This is a genomic window from Thermogemmatispora onikobensis, from assembly GCF_001748285.1.
Taxonomy (GTDB): Bacteria; Chloroflexota; Ktedonobacteria; order Ktedonobacterales; family Ktedonobacteraceae; genus Thermogemmatispora; species Thermogemmatispora onikobensis.
Window position 1 is genome coordinate 17,248 of sequence record NZ_BDGT01000014.1, and the last position, 20,445, is coordinate 37,692.

18 protein-coding genes are annotated in these 20,445 nt (G+C 60.8%); 2 read left to right on the forward strand and 16 right to left on the reverse strand.

Annotation, left to right across the window (positions count from 1 at the left end; all coding sequences use genetic code 11):
* Positions 1 to 238 precede the first annotated feature (238 nt).
* From glpK to rpiA, 10 genes are all read right to left on the reverse strand, one after another.
* On the reverse strand, positions 239 to 1,720 hold the full coding sequence (gene glpK, locus BGC09_RS08250; RefSeq protein ID WP_218103995.1) for a glycerol kinase GlpK: 1,482 nt from the start codon (positions 1,718 to 1,720) through the stop codon (positions 239 to 241).
* Positions 1,721 to 1,908: 188 nt separating this feature from the next.
* Complete coding sequence (locus BGC09_RS08255; RefSeq protein WP_069803414.1) at positions 1,909 to 3,456, reverse strand: amino acid permease; 1,548 nt, start codon at positions 3,454 to 3,456, stop codon at positions 1,909 to 1,911.
* 270 nt (positions 3,457 to 3,726) lie between these two features.
* Positions 3,727 to 4,194 carry an SRPBCC family protein gene (locus BGC09_RS08260; RefSeq protein ID WP_069803415.1) on the reverse strand — a complete coding sequence of 156 codons (468 nt, stop codon included), beginning with the start codon at positions 4,192 to 4,194 and terminating at the stop codon, positions 3,727 to 3,729.
* Positions 4,191 to 5,087 (reverse strand): NAD(P)/FAD-dependent oxidoreductase, encoded by an 897-nt coding sequence (locus BGC09_RS08265; protein ID WP_176728877.1) that lies wholly within the window; start codon positions 5,085 to 5,087, stop codon positions 4,191 to 4,193. The genes BGC09_RS08260 and BGC09_RS08265 overlap by 4 nt, the downstream gene beginning before the upstream one ends.
* A gap of 86 nt (positions 5,088 to 5,173) precedes the next feature.
* A complete protein-coding gene (locus BGC09_RS08270) occupies positions 5,174 to 6,613 on the reverse strand; it encodes an NAD(P)/FAD-dependent oxidoreductase (RefSeq protein ID WP_069803475.1) in 1,440 nt (479 codons plus the stop codon).
* Positions 6,614 to 7,043: 430 nt separating this feature from the next.
* Positions 7,044 to 7,883: an energy-coupling factor transporter transmembrane component T family protein gene (locus BGC09_RS08275; RefSeq protein WP_069803417.1), complete on the reverse strand. Its 840-nt coding sequence runs from the start codon at positions 7,881 to 7,883 to the stop codon at positions 7,044 to 7,046.
* 22 nt (positions 7,884 to 7,905) lie between these two features.
* On the reverse strand, positions 7,906 to 8,790 hold the full coding sequence (locus tag BGC09_RS08280) for an ATP-binding cassette domain-containing protein (RefSeq protein ID WP_069803418.1): 885 nt from the start codon (positions 8,788 to 8,790) through the stop codon (positions 7,906 to 7,908).
* The gene (locus tag BGC09_RS08285) at positions 8,775 to 9,614 is read right to left on the reverse strand and encodes an ATP-binding cassette domain-containing protein (RefSeq protein WP_069803419.1); all 840 of its coding nucleotides are present in this window, start codon (positions 9,612 to 9,614) and stop codon (positions 8,775 to 8,777) included. The genes BGC09_RS08280 and BGC09_RS08285 overlap by 16 nt, the downstream gene beginning before the upstream one ends.
* Positions 9,615 to 9,634: 20 nt before the next feature.
* Positions 9,635 to 10,255 (reverse strand): ECF transporter S component, encoded by a 621-nt coding sequence (locus BGC09_RS08290; protein ID WP_084658174.1) that lies wholly within the window; start codon positions 10,253 to 10,255, stop codon positions 9,635 to 9,637.
* Between the two features lie 249 nt (positions 10,256 to 10,504).
* Positions 10,505 to 11,263 carry a ribose-5-phosphate isomerase RpiA gene (rpiA, locus tag BGC09_RS08295; protein ID WP_069803420.1) on the reverse strand — a complete coding sequence of 253 codons (759 nt, stop codon included), beginning with the start codon at positions 11,261 to 11,263 and terminating at the stop codon, positions 10,505 to 10,507.
* Positions 11,264 to 11,887: 624 nt separating this feature from the next.
* On the opposite strand from rpiA, the gene BGC09_RS08300 reads away from it, so the two are divergent.
* Positions 11,888 to 13,942, forward strand: coding sequence for a response regulator (locus tag BGC09_RS08300; RefSeq protein WP_069803421.1), 2,055 nt, complete (start codon positions 11,888 to 11,890; stop codon positions 13,940 to 13,942).
* Positions 13,943 to 14,017: 75 nt separating this feature from the next.
* A complete protein-coding gene (locus BGC09_RS23395; RefSeq protein ID WP_275935502.1) occupies positions 14,018 to 14,149 on the forward strand; it encodes a hypothetical protein in 132 nt (43 codons plus the stop codon).
* Between the two features lie 151 nt (positions 14,150 to 14,300).
* Here the strand turns inward: BGC09_RS23395 and BGC09_RS08305 are convergent, their stop codons facing one another.
* From BGC09_RS08305 to BGC09_RS08330, 6 genes are all read right to left on the reverse strand, one after another.
* Positions 14,301 to 15,362, reverse strand: coding sequence for a PspA/IM30 family protein (locus BGC09_RS08305; RefSeq protein WP_069803422.1), 1,062 nt, complete (start codon positions 15,360 to 15,362; stop codon positions 14,301 to 14,303).
* Between the two features lie 239 nt (positions 15,363 to 15,601).
* The gene (locus tag BGC09_RS08310) at positions 15,602 to 17,164 is read right to left on the reverse strand and encodes a flotillin family protein (RefSeq protein WP_069803423.1); all 1,563 of its coding nucleotides are present in this window, start codon (positions 17,162 to 17,164) and stop codon (positions 15,602 to 15,604) included.
* A gap of 41 nt (positions 17,165 to 17,205) precedes the next feature.
* A complete protein-coding gene (locus BGC09_RS08315) occupies positions 17,206 to 18,090 on the reverse strand; it encodes a hypothetical protein (RefSeq protein WP_069803424.1) in 885 nt (294 codons plus the stop codon).
* Positions 18,091 to 18,304: 214 nt separating this feature from the next.
* On the reverse strand, positions 18,305 to 18,712 hold the full coding sequence (locus tag BGC09_RS08320; protein ID WP_141727694.1) for a helix-turn-helix domain-containing protein: 408 nt from the start codon (positions 18,710 to 18,712) through the stop codon (positions 18,305 to 18,307).
* A 227-nt stretch (positions 18,713 to 18,939) separates the two neighbouring features.
* A complete protein-coding gene (locus BGC09_RS08325; protein ID WP_069803426.1) occupies positions 18,940 to 19,587 on the reverse strand; it encodes a LysE family translocator in 648 nt (215 codons plus the stop codon).
* Between the two features lie 91 nt (positions 19,588 to 19,678).
* Complete coding sequence (locus BGC09_RS08330; protein WP_069803427.1) at positions 19,679 to 20,377, reverse strand: dienelactone hydrolase family protein; 699 nt, start codon at positions 20,375 to 20,377, stop codon at positions 19,679 to 19,681.
* Positions 20,378 to 20,445: the final 68 nt, after the last annotated feature.

The window sequence follows — 20,445 nt, forward strand, 5'->3', positions numbered from 1 at the left end:
CTGTTCGTCTCGGGGGTGCCCTGGCACTGCCGGAGCAGGCCGGCGGACGGCGAGCGAATCGAGCGCGTGGAAGGGGCGAGTTCTGGCGAGGCCGATGGCCTGGGGTTAGCAGAGGAGGCGGAGCAAGCAAAGGAGCCACCTCGCTGATTCGGCGAGGTGGCTTCCTGCTCCCGCTGGCAGACGGGTGGTAGTGAACAAACAAAAGAAAGCGCAGGCTGCGGGCAAAGCGAAAGCAGGCTCAAGCGATAGCGGCCCAACCACGCGCGCGCTCCACCGCATTAAACCAGCGCCGATAGAGTGCCTCGATCGAACCATTGCCCCGCGGGCGGTAGACCTTTGCCTCGTGCCAGAGGCGGGCTGTTTCCGTCTCATCGCGCCAGAGGCCGGCTCCAATCCCTGCCAAGAGAGCGGCACCCAGCGCTGTTGTTTCCTGGACGGCGGCGATATGCACCTCGACTCCAGTAATATCGGCCAGCGCCTGCATCAGGAAGCTATTTGCCGAGGCGCCCCCGTCGACCTTCAAGCTACCGATTGGGCGTCCCGTATCCTGGACCATTGCCTGCAGCACGTCGCGCGTACTGAAGGCAATCCCCTCCAGGGTAGCCCGCACCAGGTGAGCGCGTGTTGTCCCGCGAGTCAGGCCGATGATCGTGCCGCGGGCGTAGCTATCCCAATAGGGGGCGGCCAGGCCGGCCAGAGCTGGCACAAAGAAGACGCCGCCGCTATCGGGGACGGAGAGGGCCAGCTCCAGCGTCTCCTCGGGGCTATGGACGAGGCCGATATCGCGCAGCCACTGGATGGCGGCCCCGGCCACATAGATGCCGCCGTCGAGGGCGTAGACGATCTCCTCGCCGCGTGACCAGGCAACCGTTGGAAGCAGGCCGTGGCGCGAAGTCGGCAGCGTCTGGCCGGCGTTGAGCAAGATAAAGGCGCCAGTACCGTAGGTTACCTTCACGTCGTTGGGGGCGTAGCATGCCTGGCCAAAGAGGGCCGCCTGTTGGTCCACCAACGAAGCGGTCAGTGGCAAAGGGCAGCCGAAGCGCTCCGCCGAGATCGTCCCAAAGAGCGAACAAGATGGTTGAATTTCGGGCAAGATCGAGCGAGGGATCTCCAGCAATGCCAGGATCTCCTCGTCCCAATCGCGCGCGCGAGGATTGTAGAGCATCGTCCGTGAGGCTGTTGTCTCATCGGTGCGATGCTCGCCCAGCAGGCACCACATGAGCCAGGAGTCGGTGGTACCCGCCAGTAGCTCGCCACGAGAGGCCAGTTCGCGTGCCCCGGGCACATTATCCAGAATCCAGCGGATCTTCGTCGCTGAAAAATAGGGATCGAGCGGCAGCCCGGTGCGCTCGCGGATCAAGCGTTCGGCCCCCTCGCGGCGCAGCTGCTCGCACAGCAAATCGGTGCGGCGGTCCTGCCAGCTAATCGCATTGTAGAGTGGTTGCCCGCTGCGCCGGTGCCAGACCACTACCGTCTCGCCCTGATTCGCCAGGCCGCAGGCCAGCAAAGAGACCTCGCCGGCGGCCTGTAGAGCAGCGCGGGCATTCGCGATCACGCTCTCCAGCAAGTCAGCGGGATTCTGTTCCACCCAGCCCGGTTGTGGATAAGTCAGTGGCACCTCGCTCGCTGCCTGGGCCAGACAACGAGCTTCGGAATCAAAGATGAGCGCTTTGGTGCGGGTGGTTCCCTGATCGATAGCGAGTATTGCGGGTACCATCATCCTTGCTCTCCTCCTCCTGTACTGATGCCCTTCCCAACGCAGCATGACCGATGGTATCTCATCGCCTCTGGTCTTGCTCGTACCCGATTGGCTCCTGGCTCGCAGGCAGGGAGCCAGAGGTGGCAGACGCACGAGCAAGACCAGGGGAGCAAGCAGGTTGGGTCGGTCGGCTAGAGTGCGCTCCTCTGCTACGTCGTTGACGAGCCTGAGATCTCGGCGGAAGGTGAGGAGTTGCCCAGGGCGCGAACGGTCTCCTCGATCGGCACCGTCTTCAAGACTTCCGGTCGAGCGATGAGCAGCCAGACGAAGTAGATCAGGCCGAGGGCGAACATTCCCAGAGTATAGAGCCAGGGAACAGCAAACTGCCCATCGCGGAAGATTAGCAGTTCGAAGACGAGCCAGACGAGGGCCAGGATAATCACCGGCCACTCAAAGAGACCCAGATTGAAGCCGCCGGGGATGGAGGGCAGGCGTCGCCGAGCGACCACATAGTAGATCACAGTCAACAAGTAGATAATCGCGGGCAAGAGCGTGGCCGCTGAGAAGAGATTGCTGAGGGTTGTCGTCTGGTTCAGCGCCAGGCCGATGCCGGCGAAGAGGGCCAGGACCAGCTCGCACAGGACAAAGGAGAGCACGGTTGACGGAACGGGTGTGCCCGTATTGGGATTGACCTGGCGCAGCCAGTGCGAAGCAGGAAAGCGCTCATCGCGTGACATTGCCCAGATCAGGCGTGTCAGGGTGATAAAGATCACCAGGCCGCAGGCAAAGATTGAGAAGGTCACCAGCACCAGGAAAATATCGCCCACGATCGGCCCGAGGACATGAGTAATGATATCGGCCACCGGTGTCGCGGAGCCAGCCAGGGCCTGCAAGTTGTCCGAAGCCAGGTTGAGAGCGATCAGAAAGGCGAAGCCAACGACGCCGCTCAGCAGGACTGAAGACCACATAGCAAACGGCACTGTGCGGTGCGCCTCATGCGTCTCTTCAGCCAGATTCGCGGCGGCCTCGAAGCCAACGATCGTGAAGGCCCCCAGTAAGAAGGAGAGCATAAAGGGGCCGCTGGAGAAGAGGCCACCAAGACTGAAGTAGTTAGCTGTTGACACGCTGCCTGTGCTGAAGAGATGATCAGGATGCAACAGGCCGCGGACACCGCCGACGATCAGCAGGAGCAAAGTCAGGCCCACGATGCCGACCACCTCCGTCCCGACGGCAGTGTTGTTGATGCGCGTCGCCCAGACAGTAGAAAAGAGCACGAGCAGCGTCTGGATGAGGATCACTGCGGCGGTGGCGATCCAGGCATTGACTGGCGTCTCTGTATAGCCAAAGAGCGTTGGCAGAACTGTCTGCGCCACCGCGTAGTCGACCGCCACAACATCAACCACCAGGAAGGTGAAGGAGATCCAGCCTGTGAGCCAGCCAATCTTCGGGTTAATCAACCGCGAGGCCCACTGATACGAGTAGCCGGCCAGTGGAATGCGCGAGGCCAGGGCCCCAAAGACGAGCGCCACCAGAAGCTGACCAACGATGACCAGTGGCCAGGTCCAGATACCAAGAGGCCCGCCCCAGTTCAGCACTGAGCCGTAGGTGGTGAAGATACCTGTCGTGATCGAGATAAAGGAGAAACCCACGGCGAAGGAAGCAAAGCGCTTCAATTCGCGGCGGAACTCCTGCCGGTAACCAAACTGTTCGACAAGCTGCTCTTCTGAGACCAGCTGTGGTTGCTCGCTGAGCGACATAGAAGGTGCTCCTTTCTTCTGCAGGGCAAACAACTGCGCATCCTTGAGGAACTACTGGCTGAGGGTCAGCTGCAACTCACCCCAGCCCGGTGGGCGCTACGCTAGCTTGCTAGCCGGGCTGAGGCGGTCCTCAGCTCGGGCCTCATGGGCGCGCTCCCCTGCGCAGCAGACCATGTGATAGCTTCATCCCGATGGGGAATGAAGGAAGGAGTAGCGGACCTGAGCCTGCCCGTTCCGGCGCTGGGCAGACCAGGCGAGCAATGGCCAACTCTAACGTTGACCAGGTTCCTGGGCCTGGGCAGAGAAGAGCTGAGCAACATTGGCGGCGAACTGTGACGCCAGCCGATTCGCTGTTGCCCGGATGATAGCCTCGCCCAGGCTGGCCAGGCGCCCCAGCATCGAAAGCTCGATCGTGTAACGTACCTCCGTTCCTCCCGCGATGGGGATCAGGTCAACCACCAGGTGGGCACGGAAAGCCCCGGCCATTGCCAGCGGCTCGCCGACCATCTCAGCGACCAGATGATCAGGCTCACGCGCCTCCAGCAAGGCACCGTGGGCGCGGGCGCGGATGGTCATGAATTGAATCTTGACCGCCAGCTGCGCCTCATAGTGGGTATCGTCCAAACGCTGTGCCTGCTCACAGCCGGGGACGACTCGACAGAGCTGGGCCGGGTCCATAAAGATCTGCCAGACCTCTTCCCGAGGCGCGCTGACACTGACCGCTCCGTTGAGCTTCATGATACACCTCCTGGCAGCCTGGCTGCCACCTCTTTCCCCATGAGCAAGGAAGACTCATGATCGATCTCAGGTCTGACCACTGTGCCGATAGCATAGATGCCCGGAATATTGGTGCGATAATGGGCATCAACAGCGATCGCGCCGGTGGCGGTGAGTTCGATCCCGCTGCCTTTCAGCCAGTGCGTGCCTGCCAGCAGGCCAGCGGCGTAGATCAGGGTATCAACCTCGACCTCCACCGACTGCTGATCATCAGAGAGCAAGCGCACGGCGGAGAGACGAGGGAAACCGCAGATCTCCTGTATGGTTCCGCAGAGCCTGACAGCGCGACCGTTACTGCTGGGGGGGGCTGCCGTGATCACCTCCAGACCCGCCTCCACCAGACGCCTGGCCGTGGCCAGAGCATAGCGCGAATCCCCGTATACCAGGGCGCGCCGCCCCGGCAGATAGCCACGGGCCAGCAGCTGCAGAGCCAGTACGGGGGTCATGACGCCCGCCGGGCGCGTTCCCGGAATGGCATCATGCTCGCGGGGGCGCTCCACGCCGCCGCAGGCAATCACCACCTGGCGAGCACGCAGCTGCGCCGTCCCCTGGCGCCGCCGGACGACCAGCGTATGGCTCGACTCAGCATCGCTGCCAGGCAACAGCCCCACCGCTGTCGTTTGCAGGAGCAGCCTCACCCCCGCTGGAAGCTGAAAATGCTCTAGCAGCTCCCATTCTGCTCCAAAGCCGTCGGCTGGCAACAGGTAGCGCAGCAGACCACCCACCTGCTCCTGATACTCGAGCACCACCGTGCGCCCGAGAGCCGCGACCCCGCTGTGCAGCAAGCTCAAGGCGCTCAAACCAGCTCCGACAATGGCCACATCATAAACCTCTCCCTCATGCAAGTCTTCCATCAGAGGTATGTCCTCCAAGGTATGTACTGACATCTGCTCCTTCCTCATCTACATCCTTTGTTCCTGTTCCAACCGCAACCGCCCTTTCAGCTCCTGCCCGTTGTTCTCACCTGGGCCGCTCGCCGCTGCGGGCGCTCGACCAGCAAGCGCGAGCCTGGGGCATGCTTCTCCAGAGACAAAGGATCGCGTCCCAGCTCCTGCTGGAACAATTCGATCAGGCGAGGGAGACAGAGATTGCCCTGGCACTCGCCCAACATCGCGCCCGTCCGTCGCTTCAGGCCATCCAGGGTCTGCGGAGGGAGAGGTGAACGCAGAGCGGCCAGAATCTCGCCGCGAGTAATCGAACGACAGAGACAGATCACCTCGCCATCTTCATGTGCGGCTTCACTCAACGGCTCCGGCAGCCCTTCGCGGTAGCTTGTACGCAGGCGCAGCCCCAACGTCTTCCCGACCAGCGTGCCAACATAGCGCCCGATAGCCGGTGAAGCCGACAGGCCAGTAGAACGAATGCCAGCTACATGAAGCAGACGCTCGCTGACGGTTGATGGGCGAATGATATAGTCGCCAGTGCTGCTCACAGCACGCAAGCCAGCGAACTGGCGCACAGTGGAGGCCGTGGCCATTGCCGGCACCAGCCTCCCCACTCCTTGGCGAATGCGCTGCTGTCCCTCTGTGGTTGTTGCCAGGTCTCGCTTATCGCTGACATCCTCCGCCGTTGGCCCAAGCAGCACGCCGCCAAAAACAATCGGCGTCACCAAAATGCCTTTGGAGACCTCGCTTGGGACCGGCAAAATAATCTGCGCTACACCGTGATCTTCCTCGGTGATCAGAAACTCACCCTTGCGCGGTGTGAGGCTGAAGGAATGATCACCCGCCAGACCTGCGATCTCATCGGCCCACAGTCCAGCGGCATTGACGACGAGGGCCGCTGAGAAGGTCTTGCCGCTAGCCGTATGCACCCGAAGCCGTTCTGGTGCTACCTCAACGGCGTTCACGCGCTCGCCTAGGAAGAGGCGGGCCCCATTGAGGATGGCATGCTCGCAATAGGCGCGCGTCGTCCAAAAAGGATCGATCACTCCTTCGCCTTCAACCAGGACGCCGCCGACGATCCGCTCGTTCACGTAAGGGGCTGCCTCCAAAATCTCCGCCCGGCTCAATGGCTGCAGCGTGACCCCATTGGCTTCGGCTTTCGGCACGATCTCCCTGGCAATGGTAGCCTGCTCCTGCTCGTTGAGGGCCACCATCAAGGCCCCCGTCTGCAGATAGGGAATGTGCAGACGCGCGATGACCTCCGGCCACAGCTGGCGCGCTTCGGCCAGCAGGCGCGCCTCCAGGGTGCCGGGCCGGGCATCAAAGCCAGTATGAACAATAGCACTGTTGGCCTTGCTGGTTCCCTCACAGACGTCGGGGTACTGCTCCAGCAAAGCAACGCTGGCATCATAACGCGCAAGCTCACGCAGAATCGCGCAACCAACAACACCCCCACCGATCACAAGAATATCAACATCAAAATCTCTGCTGGACATCTCCATATACCTGCCTGATTACCTTCCTCGCTGGCACTGTCCGCCTCGCCCGGCCTCGCTGAGCACACACTCTCGCAACGACGACCTGCGCAGGCCCTAAGCCCTTCTGTTCCCTCCCTTCCTCCCTCTCGCTTCTATCCAGATGGATGTGATAACTTATGATATAAGTTTACGGATTAGACGATGATTTGTCAACATTTTCTCTCGTATCATTGACACGAGGCCGCCAGGCGAAGGACGAGGATGGCTAAAGTCGGGGGGATAAGATGCTAACCGTAAAGCAAGCAACGTCGAGAGGAGAGGCTGCCTTCTGGAAAGAGATCGCTGACTCAAGCGAAGGGGCGATTGATCAGCAGCGGCCTCTCAAGTTCAGTCCGCGCTGGGGGGCAGTGGCGCCGGCAGAGCAAAATCGCTGATGTGCCGGCGCCAGCTAGAAAGGACTAACGAGGTTCAGAGCCACCAACAGCCCGCAGAGCAGCAGACAGCAGGCCAACGCCAGACTATCGGAGCCAGTCCACTGCAGCGCGTGCAACTTACTCCGACGCCAGCCGCGGTAGCCGGCGCGATAGCAACGGGCCTCCATTGCTGTGCTCAGCATCTCCACGCGCTGCAGCCCGCTCATAAAGAGGGGCACAATGATCCCACTCAGCGCGCGAATACGCTGCACAGGATTACCCCGTCCGAAGCGCACGCCGCGCGTTGCCTGGGCGATGCTCAAGCGCTCCACCTCGGTGATAAGGAGCGGCACGAACTTCAGAGCAATCACAAAGACCATGACCAACTCGTGAACTGGCAGCCCGAGACGACGGAGTGGACGCAGCAAAGCCTCAGCCCCGTCAGCCAGGTCGACCAGCGAAGTCGTCAGCATCAGGAGCGAGGTCAAATAGTACAGGAAAATCACCCGCAGATCGACTTGGGTGCTATGAATGAGGCCCTCCCAAGAGATCGTCAACGGACCCCAGTGCCAGATGATGCTGTTTGCCTGTGTGCTTGAGGTATAGAACAGGACCTGAAAAGCATAGAGCACCAGCAGAAAGCTAATGAACATGCGCATACCCTGCAGCACGTAGCGCAGCGGCAGACGAGAGAGCCATTGAAGAAAGAGGCAGAAAACGAGGCAGAACGTCAGAGCGGCGAACTGGCTAATATAGGTAAAAGCCGCCACGGTCAAGGCAAAACACAGAATCTTGGCCCGCGGATCAAGGCGTGTCAGCCAGGAGCCGTTATCGACGTATTGACCAAAGGAGATATGGCGCGAGATCTCGATCATAGTGACCACCTGCTGGCAAGTCTCAAGAAGAGGAGAGCTGAGGCTTCTGGCTGGCGGCCTGCGGAAGAAAGCGAACCAGCTCCTCTTCAAGCTCGGCTAAGGTCAGCACATCGCAGCGGAGAGCGGGCCAGAGTGAGCGCAGGCCCAGAGCGATCTGTGTCGTCTCAGGCAAAGTAATGTCGAGCGCCAGCAGCTCCTCTGCGTGAGCCAGCACCTCGCGCGAGCTACCACTCAAGATCACCCGTCCCTCGTGGAGGACGATCACCTGATCAGCCAGCGCTGCCACGTCGGCCAGGCTGCTAGAGGTGAGCACAATCGTCAGCTGGCGTTCCGTCTTTAAGCGCTGCAGCAAAGCCAGCAGCTCCTGCCGGCCCTGGGGATCGAGACCTGCCATCGGCTCATCGAAGAGAAGAGCCTCCGGCTCTAGTGCCAGCACCCCGGCGATTGCCACGCGGCGCTTCTGTCCGCCGCTCAGGGAAGCAACATAGCGCGTACGAAACTCCTCATAGGGAAGTCCTACCGCCTCCAGCGACTCCTGAACCAGGCGCCGCGACTGCGCCGGCGAGAGCTTTTTCCGACGAGGCCCGAAAGAGACATCCTTGCCCACCGTCTCCTCAAAGAGCTGGGCCTCCGGCGACTGGAAGACGATTCCGACGCGCAAGCGCAGGGCCTCAAGATCGAAAGTAGCCTGGTGGATATCCTGGCCGCGGAAGAGAACCGAGCCGCGACTCGGTCGCACCAGGCCCAGCAACGTCAGCAACAGCGTTGACTTCCCGGCCTGCGTTGGCCCCACAATGGCGGTAATCTTCCCCTCGGGGATCGTCAGACTGCAGCCCTTGAGGGCCTCGACCGCAAAGGGAGTTCCGCGCATGCGGGTATAGAAGACATCCTTTACTTCAAAGAGCATAAAGCCGCCTTCAGATCCTCCAGAGTCAGAATCACCTCTGGGAGCTGCGACCAGCCTCTGGCGCGCAAACGTTGGCCGAGCCGTGTAATCAGTGGCAGGCCCAGACCAGCGCGCTCCAGCTCCTCCCGATGGCGCAGAACATTGGCCGGTGTCCCATCCAGCAAGACATGCCCCCGGTCCATGACAATGACGCGATCGAAATCGACCAACTCGTACATATGATGGGTAATATGGAGCACGGTAATGCCTCGCTCACGTGCCAGGCGGCGTACCGTCTCGAGCAGCTGCTCGGCAGTGCGTCCGGGGATCATCGTCGTCGGCTCATCGAGAATCAGGTAGCGGGGGCGCATGGCCAGGACGCCAGCCACGGCCAGACGCTGCTTTTGGCCCTGAGAGAGATCGCTCACCGCGTGTCTGGCGTATGGTCGCAGATCCAGCAGATCGAGCATCTCCTCAACGCGCTCCTCAATCTCGAAGCGCGGCAGGCCCAGATTTTCCGGTCCAAAAGCGATCTCATCGATCACCGTATTAGCGACCAGCTGATCATCGGGGTTCTGGAAGACAAGGCCCACAGACTGACGGATCTGCCAAAGGCTCTCGCCGCCGGCGTCCGTGCGCAGACCATCGACGATCACGCTTCCCCGCTGCGGCAGCAAGATCGCCGCCAGCAGCCGGGCCAGTGTGCTCTTGCCCGAGCCATTGTGACCGATGAGGGCGATAGTCTCGCCCTCACCGATCCGTAGCGTAACCTCTTCCAGGGCTGGTGCGATCCCTTCTTCGGCTTCGCCACTATAGCGGAACGTAACGTTGTTGACTTCGATCATGGCTCAGCGCGCCTGGCTCCTTAGTACGGCAGGGTATCGCGTGGCCTGGTCTCGCGTGCGCGCGCCAGCCGGCCCCGCACCGCCTCGTAGGAGCGCACGATCAAAGTGATCACGATCGCTGCCGCGATCGCCTCCACCACGGCCTGGGGAATAATCAGCACAATAAAGCCCCAGGTCAGATAACCGCGCAGAAAACCAAGGCCGAGCACAAAGACCGTATTGGTGGCCGAGCCAACGGCGCCCGCCAGGGCCGAGGCCGCAGTGCGATTCGCGCGCTGCAGAGCGGCGAAAGCCAGCCACGAGGTTAGGCCAATCAGGATGCGCGGCAGGAAAGCGATCAGCGGATCTTTGAACAGAGGGCTGCCGGCGCGCAGGAAGCTGGTCAGGCCGAAAAAGAAACCCGTGATCATACCGACCAACGGGCCTTCAAGAACAGAACCAACGATCACCGGCAGATGCTCCGTAGTGGCGGCCCCTGCCGGTGTTGGCAGAGGAATATAGCCGACGAAAGGAATGTAGGCCATTAAGATGGTCAGGCCGGCCAGCACACCGGCAGTGACGATGCGTCTCGTCGAGAGTGACCAGGGAGATTCCTTCGGAGGCGTGAATTTGCCCTGCGGGCTAAACGTATCATTGCTCAACGCTGGTACTCCTTTGGTCCAGAAGCACTAGCTAGCTGCGGCAGTGCATTGCCTCATCTGCCAGCGCCGGCGGACACGAGAGCACAGCAGGCCAAAGCCAGCGCTGGCCAGGATGCAGCAATGAATCCATCCGCGATGCAAGAAGAAATAGCCGGACTACAAAAAAACCTCCTCTCCTCTTGCGAGAAAGAAGTCGAAGGAGGTTTTTAAATATCTTAAAAAGATTATAATGACAAAGCAAGTGAGCTGTCAAGGAAGAGCGGGGCCTGCCGTGGTGCTGCTATCGGCCTCGGAGTGGCGGACCAGGTGGGTGATGCCGGCTGGTCCTGCGATCAGAGCCTCAGTAGCCATATGCAGGAAGAGGCCGGTTTCAACCACGCCGACGATGCGCCGCAGACGGTTCTCCAACTCCCCCGGGTCAGCGATGCCGTTGGGGAAGTAACAATCGAGAATGAGATTGCCATTGTCTGTATAGAAAGGCTGGCCGTCGCGCTGACGCAGGCGAGCCTCAGCTCCGAGGGCCTCGAGGTGGCGTCTGACCGGGGTCAAAGCGAAGGGCACGGTTTCGATAGGCAGAGGGACATGGAGGCCGAGCAGCGGCACTTGCTTAGTGACGTCGGCGATCACGATGAAGCGGCGCGAAGCTGAGGCCACGACCTTTTCGCGGAGCAAGGCGCCTCCGCCGCCTTTAATGAGGTGGAGATGAGGATCGATTTCATCGGTGCCGTCGATATCGAGGTCCAGCTCAGGGTAATGATCGAGGTCCGTCAGGGGGATACCCACATCGCGCGCTACGGCTTCGGTCCGTTCCGAAGTAGGCACGGCTCCTGCGATCCGCAAGCCTTCCTGTTGGAGCCGGCGCCCCAGAGCGCGGATCATCCACTCGGCGGTCGAGCCACTGCCCAGGCCGATGACCATGCCCGTTTCGACCAGAGCGGCGGCAGCCTCGCCCACCGCCCGCTTCCAGGCTTCTTTCTCTGGCAATTGTGCGCTTGCGCTTTCCTTCATGCTCTTTGTCCTCGCTAGTTGCTCGCATGGGTTGAGAGAGAAAAGCCAGAGGCAAGAGCGTCGAGGCTTCTCTCTTCTCCTATAGCATATCTCAAAGACGGGCAGTCTGCACACGCGCTGGTTTGCTGCCTCCCCTACCTCTTGGCTCCAGAGGAGCGAGCGGTGCAAGCGACGGCGACCGACCAATCAGCCAGGCTGCCTGTGGCGATGGGGGTAGAAAGGGGAAGAGAGTCGGCGGCAGCCTCGCTGTTCCTTGGGAGTGGGAGAGTAACCTCTCTTGGGGAGAATCTTTTCAAAATTGGCCCCTTTCCAGTACTATCTACTTAAGAGCAGCAGGCGTAGTCGCCCTTTTCTGTCTGCTTTCCAGCCTGCCACCCCTGAAGGGCAAGAGTCAGCCTCTGCAGTGCTTGATTGAGGTGGAAAGGCTTGTCCGCTTGTCATCCCAGCCCTGGCGTGGTATCATCGTGCCGTAGCGAGAGGAGAGAGCGTGCGCTGTGTGGTAGGGAGGAGCAGCCGCACGAGGTGCCGAAAGCAAGCGAAGCATGAGGATACCGAAAGTGAGCTGTGCGCCGGCTTCTCAAGAATGTGATGCAGAGATAGTCAACCCTCACGAGGATGCTGAAAATGTCGGAGCAGTCGCGCATTCTGGTAGTCACTGATGATGCAGAAGAGGGCCGGGCCATGCTCACGGCCCTGCGCGCCGATGGGTATCTGGTTCAGGGGGTAAGCGGAACTGCCGAGGCTCTTCGCGTGCTCTGGCGCGAGATGCATCATCTTGTGATTGCTGAGCTGAGGCTGGCCAGCGCCGATGATTTTGAGCTGGTGCGCTGGTTGCGCCTCTACTATCCACGCACTGCGGTGCTCTTATTGACTCCGCCCGAGGCAGGCGAGGAACGAACGCAGGCCCTTGAGCGCGGCGTGGCCGCCCTTGTTGATAAGCCCCTCAATCTGGAGCGGCTACGAGCCGAGGTGCGGCGCCTGCTCACCCAACCGGGCTTTTCCGCCAGCCTGGACTCGTTTGATCTCCTTGACGTCATTCAGATTGTCACGCTGAGCCGTAAGAAAATCGCCCTCGTTGTCAGCACGGACCAGGGCGAGCGTGGCGTGTTACGCTTCCAGAATGGAGAGCTGGTCTGGGCTGAGTATGGAGTGCTGCGTGGCGAAGAGGCTTTTTTCGCCCTGGCTGCCCACCGCAATGGGACGGTCTCCTATCAGTCTTGGGACGGAGAGATTGCTCCGAATGTGGCTCAACCGCTCTCGCGCCTGATTTTGCAGGCGCTGCAGTATCGAGCAAAGCACGGCGCTGAGGTGGGAAGCGGTACCCTGCCGGCATTTGGGCCGCAGGCCAGTAACGCCAAGCCGGAGCAGAGGCAGCTCTCGTTAGAGGAGATTGACGATACGCCCTTTGGTCTATTGGGGGAGGAAGTGCAGGTCTCAACAACGCGAGGGGAGGCCATGCCGAGCCGCGGCGTAGCCGCCCAGGAAGGAGGGAGTGAGGACGGAAGCCGCGAGTGGTGGATGGCGACGGGCTATATGCCCAGGCTGGCTGGCAACGAGCCGCGGCGAGAGGCTGATCCGGCTCAGAACAGCGAAAGTGGAGCGCTACCAGTGACCGGCCATCTGGCCGCTACCCCTGCCTCGGCCCCTGGCGCCAGCGTCGGGAGCACCGGCAAGATGCCAACCCCCAACCGCTTACAGCGCCTGCCCGCCTCTGATTCCGTAGAACTGCCCTCCTGGTTAACGGAGCAGCCGACGCACGCCGAACTCCCGCCGGTCATGCCTTCTGCCCGGTCCCCTTTGACTACCGGGCAGCTACCGGTCTTACCGACCCAAAGACAGGGAATGGCCTTCGGAGAAGGGCGCTCTCCCGCACCTGCCTCTCAAAGCTCTGCCGATCCTGAGCAGCCCCTGCATCGTCCTCTGTCGACTGATACAGGCATTCGACTGCGACGCATTGGGGGCAGCGAGGGTCAGCCTCCCCTGGCCTTCTCCAATCCAGCGAGTACCGCCCCCAGTAGCGGACCATTGCAGAGCCTCCTGTCACTTGGGCGAGCGAGTGGACCCTTGTCGCTCTCGCCCTCCGTGTCCTCCGCGTCTCCTGGCGCACATCAGGATGGTCCCACTTCGCCCGACACTGGTGCCCTGACTGGCCAACGCCCGACGGTGGGACCTGCCGCATCTGGTGCCTCACCGACGGGTGGTCTGCTGGGTGGAGGATTCGGGCCGCGCAGTGGACCTTTACCTGCCAGCCCAGCTAGCCCGACTGGCCCGGCCAGCGGCCAGAGTGGGCCCTTGCCACGTGCCACCCGGCGCAACATTAGCGCCATTGTAGCAGCCTTACAGACGTTGGGCTATGCCATTCCTGGTTTTGTGGCCACGGCGGTCCTGAGCATGGAGGGTCAACCGATTGCTCAGGTCTCGGTTGACGATCTTGACCTCTCTCCGGTGGGTGGCCATCTCAAAGCGGTCATTCAGGGTATGCTGCGCTCGCTAGAGCTAGGTGGCTGGGGAGCCTATGAGGACCTGGTGGTGACAAGCTCCGACCATCGCTTACTCCTGCGTCTTATCGAAGGCGGAAGCGCCGCCTTTCATGTCCTGGTCACCACGCGCGAGGCCGACCTCAAAGAAAGCATGGAAGTCATGGCTAATGTTGAGGGAGCGATTGCCGCTGCGCTATAATCCAAGATAAGAAAGCCGCCGTCCCTGCCATGAGCACGTTGACGGGTGAAAGTCCGACTGGAGAGAGATACAGCGATGAGTGAAGAAAGCCGGGGCAAATCGCCAAAGACTGAAGAGCAGCGCCGGAGAGACCAATACTCCTTCATCATTGGCATGATCATCGGGATGGTCATCCTCATAGCCTTTACTCTGCTCTTTAGTCACTAGCTAATCGTCGGGCTGCTCTGGAGCCGGACGAAGCGGAGAATGCAACACAACACACCGTCCACTGCGCGCGTGACAGTTTGGGTGCCCTATGGGACTCTGTGTCGTCTCGCGTGACCAGCGAGCGACGGGACCCGCCAGCGGCTGAGCGTTCTCATTCGGGCAGATCGTCCTGGTGGCGATGGCCTGACTGCAGCGTCTCCAGCAGGAGAGAGAGATCGGTGAGCGTTGTCCGATCCAGGGCATCAGTTGTGCGCGTTGGAGCTTTGTCGGTAGCTTTGCGCGCACCCAAGCGGGTCCTTCCAGAGACAGAGGGGGCTGCTCTCTTTCCTGCCTCCTCCTCGTCGCCGCCCGCAGGGTCACGGCTGCTGGTTTCCTCGGCTGAGGAAGCCTCACTGGCTGGATTGCTGCGAGCGTGTAACTTGTGAAACTCCTTGGCGATGGCTAGCAGACCACTGCTCTCATGCAGTGCCTGAGCCGGCTCCCGTGAGGAGAGAGAAGAAGCAAGCGCCTCAGTGATCGGGGTCGGCTGCGGCTCCAGGGCTGCTTCCGGTACGGGAGCATGGGCAGATGAAGAAGCCTGTTCTCGCGCAGCTTTTCCCGGCTGATGCCGGGGCTGCGCACCAGATGTCTGCTGCTGGCGCTGTTGCCGGCGTCGGTTGATCTCCTGTTGAAGCCGTTCTTGCTCGTTGAGAAGGCGCTGTTGGAGCTGTGTCTGCTGTTGATCGAGGTCCCACTGACGTCGCTGTCTCTCGTTGAGAACGTGTTGTTGAATACGCTCCTGACGCTGCTTCATCTCTAGCAAATCGCTGGTGGTCTCCAATTCGCGCAGACGAGCTTCAAGCTGCTGGAGGGCATCGCGCATAGTACGGGCAAGGTGCTCCTGGGCTTGACGCTGTTGCTCATAGCGGAGAGCGAGGCGATTGACCTCATTGTACTGCAAGAGAGCAGCGCGGGCGGCCTCTTCATTCCCCTGTCGAAGAGCCTGCTCGGCCTTCTGGAGCCAGGCCGTGGCCTCCTCATGTTTCTCGCGTGCCCGGCGCTGGAGCTGGTGGGCAGTAGCGATGGCCGTTGCCACCTGAGTTTTCACCTGGACCAGCTGGTTGCGCATATCAAGCTGCAGCTGACGAAGAGACGACTGAGGGTCAGGGGCCTTTTCAATGAAGGCATCGATGTTGATGCGCAGCAGCGTAAGGACACGTTCCAACAGGTTCATTGCTCATCCCTTTCCAAAGAGGCGTAGCGAATCCTACGATCAGCGGTTCGGTTCCCATAGCAGGTAAGGGAAAGCGTAACAGGAAGCAGCAGGAGCTTCCCGACGCCTTCCCTTCAGAGGGGGGCGAGCACTGTGCTAACGAGCAAGGAGAACCCGACAGGGACTCGCCCGGCCTCGCTTATAGAAACGGTGCGTTGCAGCACTTGACAACGGATGCTGATGCGCCGAAGGCATTCACCTCAAGCCTGATGGTTACTGACTCCGGAGCGATCGACTCCGGCCTCCGCCTCACTGGCTCGCTCGTCGCTGCTGGCAACCTGCTGATCAGTCTGGCCTTTAAGGGTAGGAACACGTGCCATCAGCTCATTAATATGTACACCACTCAGCAGCTCAAAGAGAGCCGGAATCTGAGCTGCCATATTCATGATATCACCTGTGAGGCGGCTGGCGCCCACACCATTAGCGCTATTGCCGGTAGAAACAATGGTCACCTTATCGACCTTGCTGAGCGGCTCAGCGATCGCACGTACGATCTCAGGCATATTAGTCAGCAGCTTATCCAACACAGCGGCCTGATTGTACTCGTGGTAAGCGGCGGCCTTTACCTTCATAGCCTCGGCTTCTGCTTCGCCCTTTGCGCGGATGACCTCGGCCTCGGCCAGGCCCTTTGCGCGGATGACCTCGGCCTCAGCCATACCGCGGGCCCGTGCGGCCTCCGCCTCACCTGTCCCGCGCATGCGAGCCGCATCTGCCTGACCTTGGGCTTCGAGGATCAGGCGCTGCCGCTCGGCTTCAGCGACAGTCTCGATACGGCGGCGCTCGGCCTCAGCGGCCTTCTGAACGGTCGCCTGCAGCTCCAACTCGCGGCGCTGGATTTCAGCCTCCTGGACGCGGATCTGGGCATGCTTCTCGACCTCAGTGACCTTGATGGCCTCCTCGACGACCTGCTGCTGCATGATATTGGCCTGGATATCGTAAGCCTTATCGGCAGCCGCCTGCTGCTTCTTGACCTCAGCATCAAAGGCCGCCTTCTTCAAGAGCAGGTCGCGCTGGTACTCTGCCTGCTTGGCCTGTGACTCGGCCTCGGCCTTGGCGCGCTCCTGATCGGCGAGCGAGCGAGCAATGGCCGCTTCCCGAGCCGCCTGAGCCTGCTGGATTTGGGTATCGCGAGCTGCCAGGGCGGCGGCGATATCGGCCTGCTTGCGGATCTCCGCGATCTGCGGGCGCCCCATATTAGCGATATAGTCATTCTTGTCGCGCACGTCCTTGATGGTAAAAGAGATGACCTCCAGGCCCATCTTCTCCATGTCGGCGCTGACCGTCTTGAGCATTTTGGCGCTCACGCTCTCCGGGTCCTTGACCAGGTCCTCGACCGTCAACTGGCCCACGATCCCGCGCAGGTGCCCTTCCATTACCAGGCGGATCAGATTCTCGCGCTCCTGTTGGCTCTTGCTCAGGAACTGCTCCGCCGCCGTCTTGATGCTCTCCTTATCGGAGCGCACCTTGATCTGAGTGACCGCCTCGACATTGACGGCCACGCCCTGGGAGGTGTAGAGATCCTGGGCTGGCGCAACATCGAACGACATCAATTCAAGAGGAAACTCCTGAGCGCGGCTGATCAGAGGGAAGACGAACTTGGCGCCACCGGTGACCACATCGGTGCCGCCAGCGCCGTAGATAATCAAGGCCCGGTTAGGTCCCACCTTGCGCAGCATGCTGGCCCAGAGGGCGATAGCGATGATGACCAGCACCACAAGCAGCAAGACGCCGCCGACAACCAGCCCGAGAACGCCTTCGAACATGACAGACACTCCTTACTTGCGAGGATAGCTTTTCCTGTGTCTCAGAGGAGATCTTTGCCAGTCAGCAACTCGGAGCGATCATTGCCGTCCTGGTCCTGAAGGAGCGTGCGCAACTGCTCCAGCTCTGCTTCAGTTGGCGTACGCAGAGGCTGCTGTCCCGGTTCGCCTTCAAAGAACCGTTCCCAGGTCTCCACCTCAGCGATACCGTGTTCGTAGTGGAGGATAATCACCTCCTGTCCGCGGTCGATAGGCTGACCATCGACGCTACGGGCGGGCACGCTCTTATGCAAGCCGCCGGGCGAGACGTAGATGACCTCGCCGATGCTATTCTGCCGGATCGGCAGGCTAACCTTGCCGATCAAGCCCGTACGGTCCGAGACATCCTGGATGGTCTCGGCCTCGCTATCGCCGAAGATGCGGAACAGTAGCGCCAGCACCAGCCCGGCCAGCAACAAACCCGTGATGAGGGCGAGCAGTAGCGAGAAGAGGACATCCAGATGGGTAGCGTTATGGAAAACATAGCCAAAGAAGCCGAATCCGAGGAGGAAGAAGATCACGCTCCAGGGATTGACAAAGATGAGTAACTGAGAGACCCACGAAGAGGATAGTCCTTGAGCGGGCTGATCCTGGCCGTGGGAAAAGGTCCCATGTCCATGTCCCTGAGCGGCCTGACCGCTGTGGCTGGCATGGGCCAGGTCGGTCCCCGTATGGGCATGGAGGGCTGCCGAGCCTGGATGAACGTGGGGCAAGTGCAGGTGTTGGGCAAGACCGTGCGGGCTGGTGGAGGCATGGAAGGCACTGCCACCGGCATGGTGAGCCAGGCCATGCCCCAGGCCCCCGAGTAGCGCCGAGATGACCAAGAAAAAGGTCCCGAACAGGAAGCAACCAATAAAGACGAGCGAAAGCGGATCAGTGGCAATGACCATAACCCGGCTCCTTTGCTGCTGCTGGTGCGCCTCTGCCCCCAGCTCGCACGAGAGCATCGTCGCACCCTCTTCCTTCAGATCCACTGTGTATAGACGCTTTACCTTGGCAGGTATACAACGCCATGACCCTTTTCCTGTTGTGTTCTGCCCCGAGGGAGGAGGGGCTGGCCCAACCTCGCAAGGGGGGGTAGTCCTCGGGCTGGTCCAGGCTCAACTAAGGGGTCAGCTCCTGCTCTGTGGCGCCCGAGCCAGACGCCGCCAAGGCACGCACAAGCTGCTCTAGCTCGGCCAGGGGCAGGGCCAGCAGCTCGCTGAGGAGTGCCAGATAACGACGTGGGTCCGTGGTTCGCGCCAGAGCTGTGAAAAAGCCGGCCACCTCTGGCTCTGTCTGCCATTCTTCTGCGCTGGCCTCCAGCCAGGTGGAGAGGCGATCGCTCTCTTCAGCCACGTCGGTCAACAGATCAGTGCTGAAGTCGGGCGGGTCGCTCACCAAATAGCCAGGGTGCACCTTGAAGAAGCGTGCCAGCAGATCGCGGGTGAAGGCTGTCAGATGGACGCGCTTCCCGCTTTCCAGTTGCGACAGATAGGCCTGGCTGATGGTCTCACCGAGTTCCTTCTCCATAGCGGCGACAACTTCCGTCTGCGTCATGGGTCGATTGAGACCGCGTAGCTCTCCTTCCACCTTCCGTAAATGCCTGAGTTTCTCAGCGAGATCCATAGTGCCTCACATAGCTATTTGCTAAATCATCTTTTCTACTATAGCGATCTGCTATCAGCATGTCAAGAAAGAAAGGACAGCAAGCACCTTCAGCCGTTGTGTTTTCCTGAGCCAGCCAGCCGTGCCTGATTTTACAGCAAGCTACTCAGTCCTTCGACCAGGAGCCAGAGACCAAGGGCTACCAGCAGCAAAGCGCTCAGGAAGAGCATCCGGTGATAGAGTGGCCCCTGGAGCCAGTGCCGGCTCCGGTTGACAGCGAACGCAACAGCGAGCTTGGTGCCAACCAGGAAAGCATAGAAGCCGAGCAGCAGCAAGATGGGACCGCCGGCCCCCTGTTCCTCATAGTTACGGATCAGCAGCTGGGCCCCCACTGTGCCCCAAAAGAGATAGGGATGGGGGTTGAGGGCATTGGTCAGGACGGCGCGCCAGAGGACGGTACCGCTGGCAGCAGTGGCGGAGACTGAGGGCGAGAGGGCCTGTGAGGAAGAAGCGCTCTGAGCGTAGCGGTAGGCAGTCAAGGCCGTCTCGCCGCCCAGATAGAGCACAAACAGTCCGCCGGCCACCGCCAGCCAGCCAAGGGCGCTGGGTGGCAGCTGGCTGATCAGCAGAACAGCGAGCACGACGATCGGCAGGTCCGTGATGAGTGGGGCCAGCGCCACAAGATTGCCGGCGCGCCAGCCACGCTGCAGCGTCTGCGTGATCACCAGGCCAAGCATTGGGCCCGGGCTGATACCGGCGGTGAAGCCGTAGGAGATACCCAAAAAGAGAGCAGTTAACATCGGTGGCACACTGATTCTCATTCTGTTCCCCGTCCGGCTGGCCTGCTGGCCGCTGGCCGGTCCGGGGAATAGCAATCGGCCTGCTGCCTTACTAGCTGAGCTTCTCTTTGAGGAAGCGCACAGCCAGAGGCCAGGCCTCGGCGGCGGCCTTCTCGTTGCCCATGCCATGCATCGGGTTCAGGAAGGCATGGCCCGCATCGTAGACTTTGACGGTGATATCCTTGCTGGCCTCCTTGTAGACCCGCTCGACCTTCTCGACCTGCTCCATTGGGATGCTCTCGTCGTAGCGCCCATAGATCGCCAGAATGGGAGCGGTCACGTGGGCCACATTCTCAGGCTGGGGATCATAGCCGCCGGCGTAGAAGGGTACAGCCGCCGCCAGGTCGGCGTAGCGCTCAGCTACCTTATAGGTCAGCAAACCACCGACGCAGAAGCCGATCAGGCCGAGCTTCTTCGGCTCCACCGAGGGCATAGCCTTCAGGGTCTCCAACGCCCCGGTGATCTCCTTGATGGCGCGATCCATCTTCTCATGGATCATCGTCATCATCATCTTGAGCGCATCATTTGGCTCCGTTGCAATTTTCCCGTGGTAGAGATCGGGCACAGCCACGATGAAACCCTCAGTGGCCAACTTCTGCGCCAGATCCTGAATATGGGGTTCAATTCCCCACCATTCCTGAATCATCACCACTCCAGGGTGCTTCTGGTCATCGTCCGGCTGAGCCAGGAAGGCATAGGCACCGTTGCCATTGACTTTGAGATCTACCAGCGAGGTACGTATGACTGCCATTGCTCCGACTCCTTAAGAAAATAGTGCGTTGCTGGCCTGTGATCCTCTTGGCGGTAGGCGTTGCATGC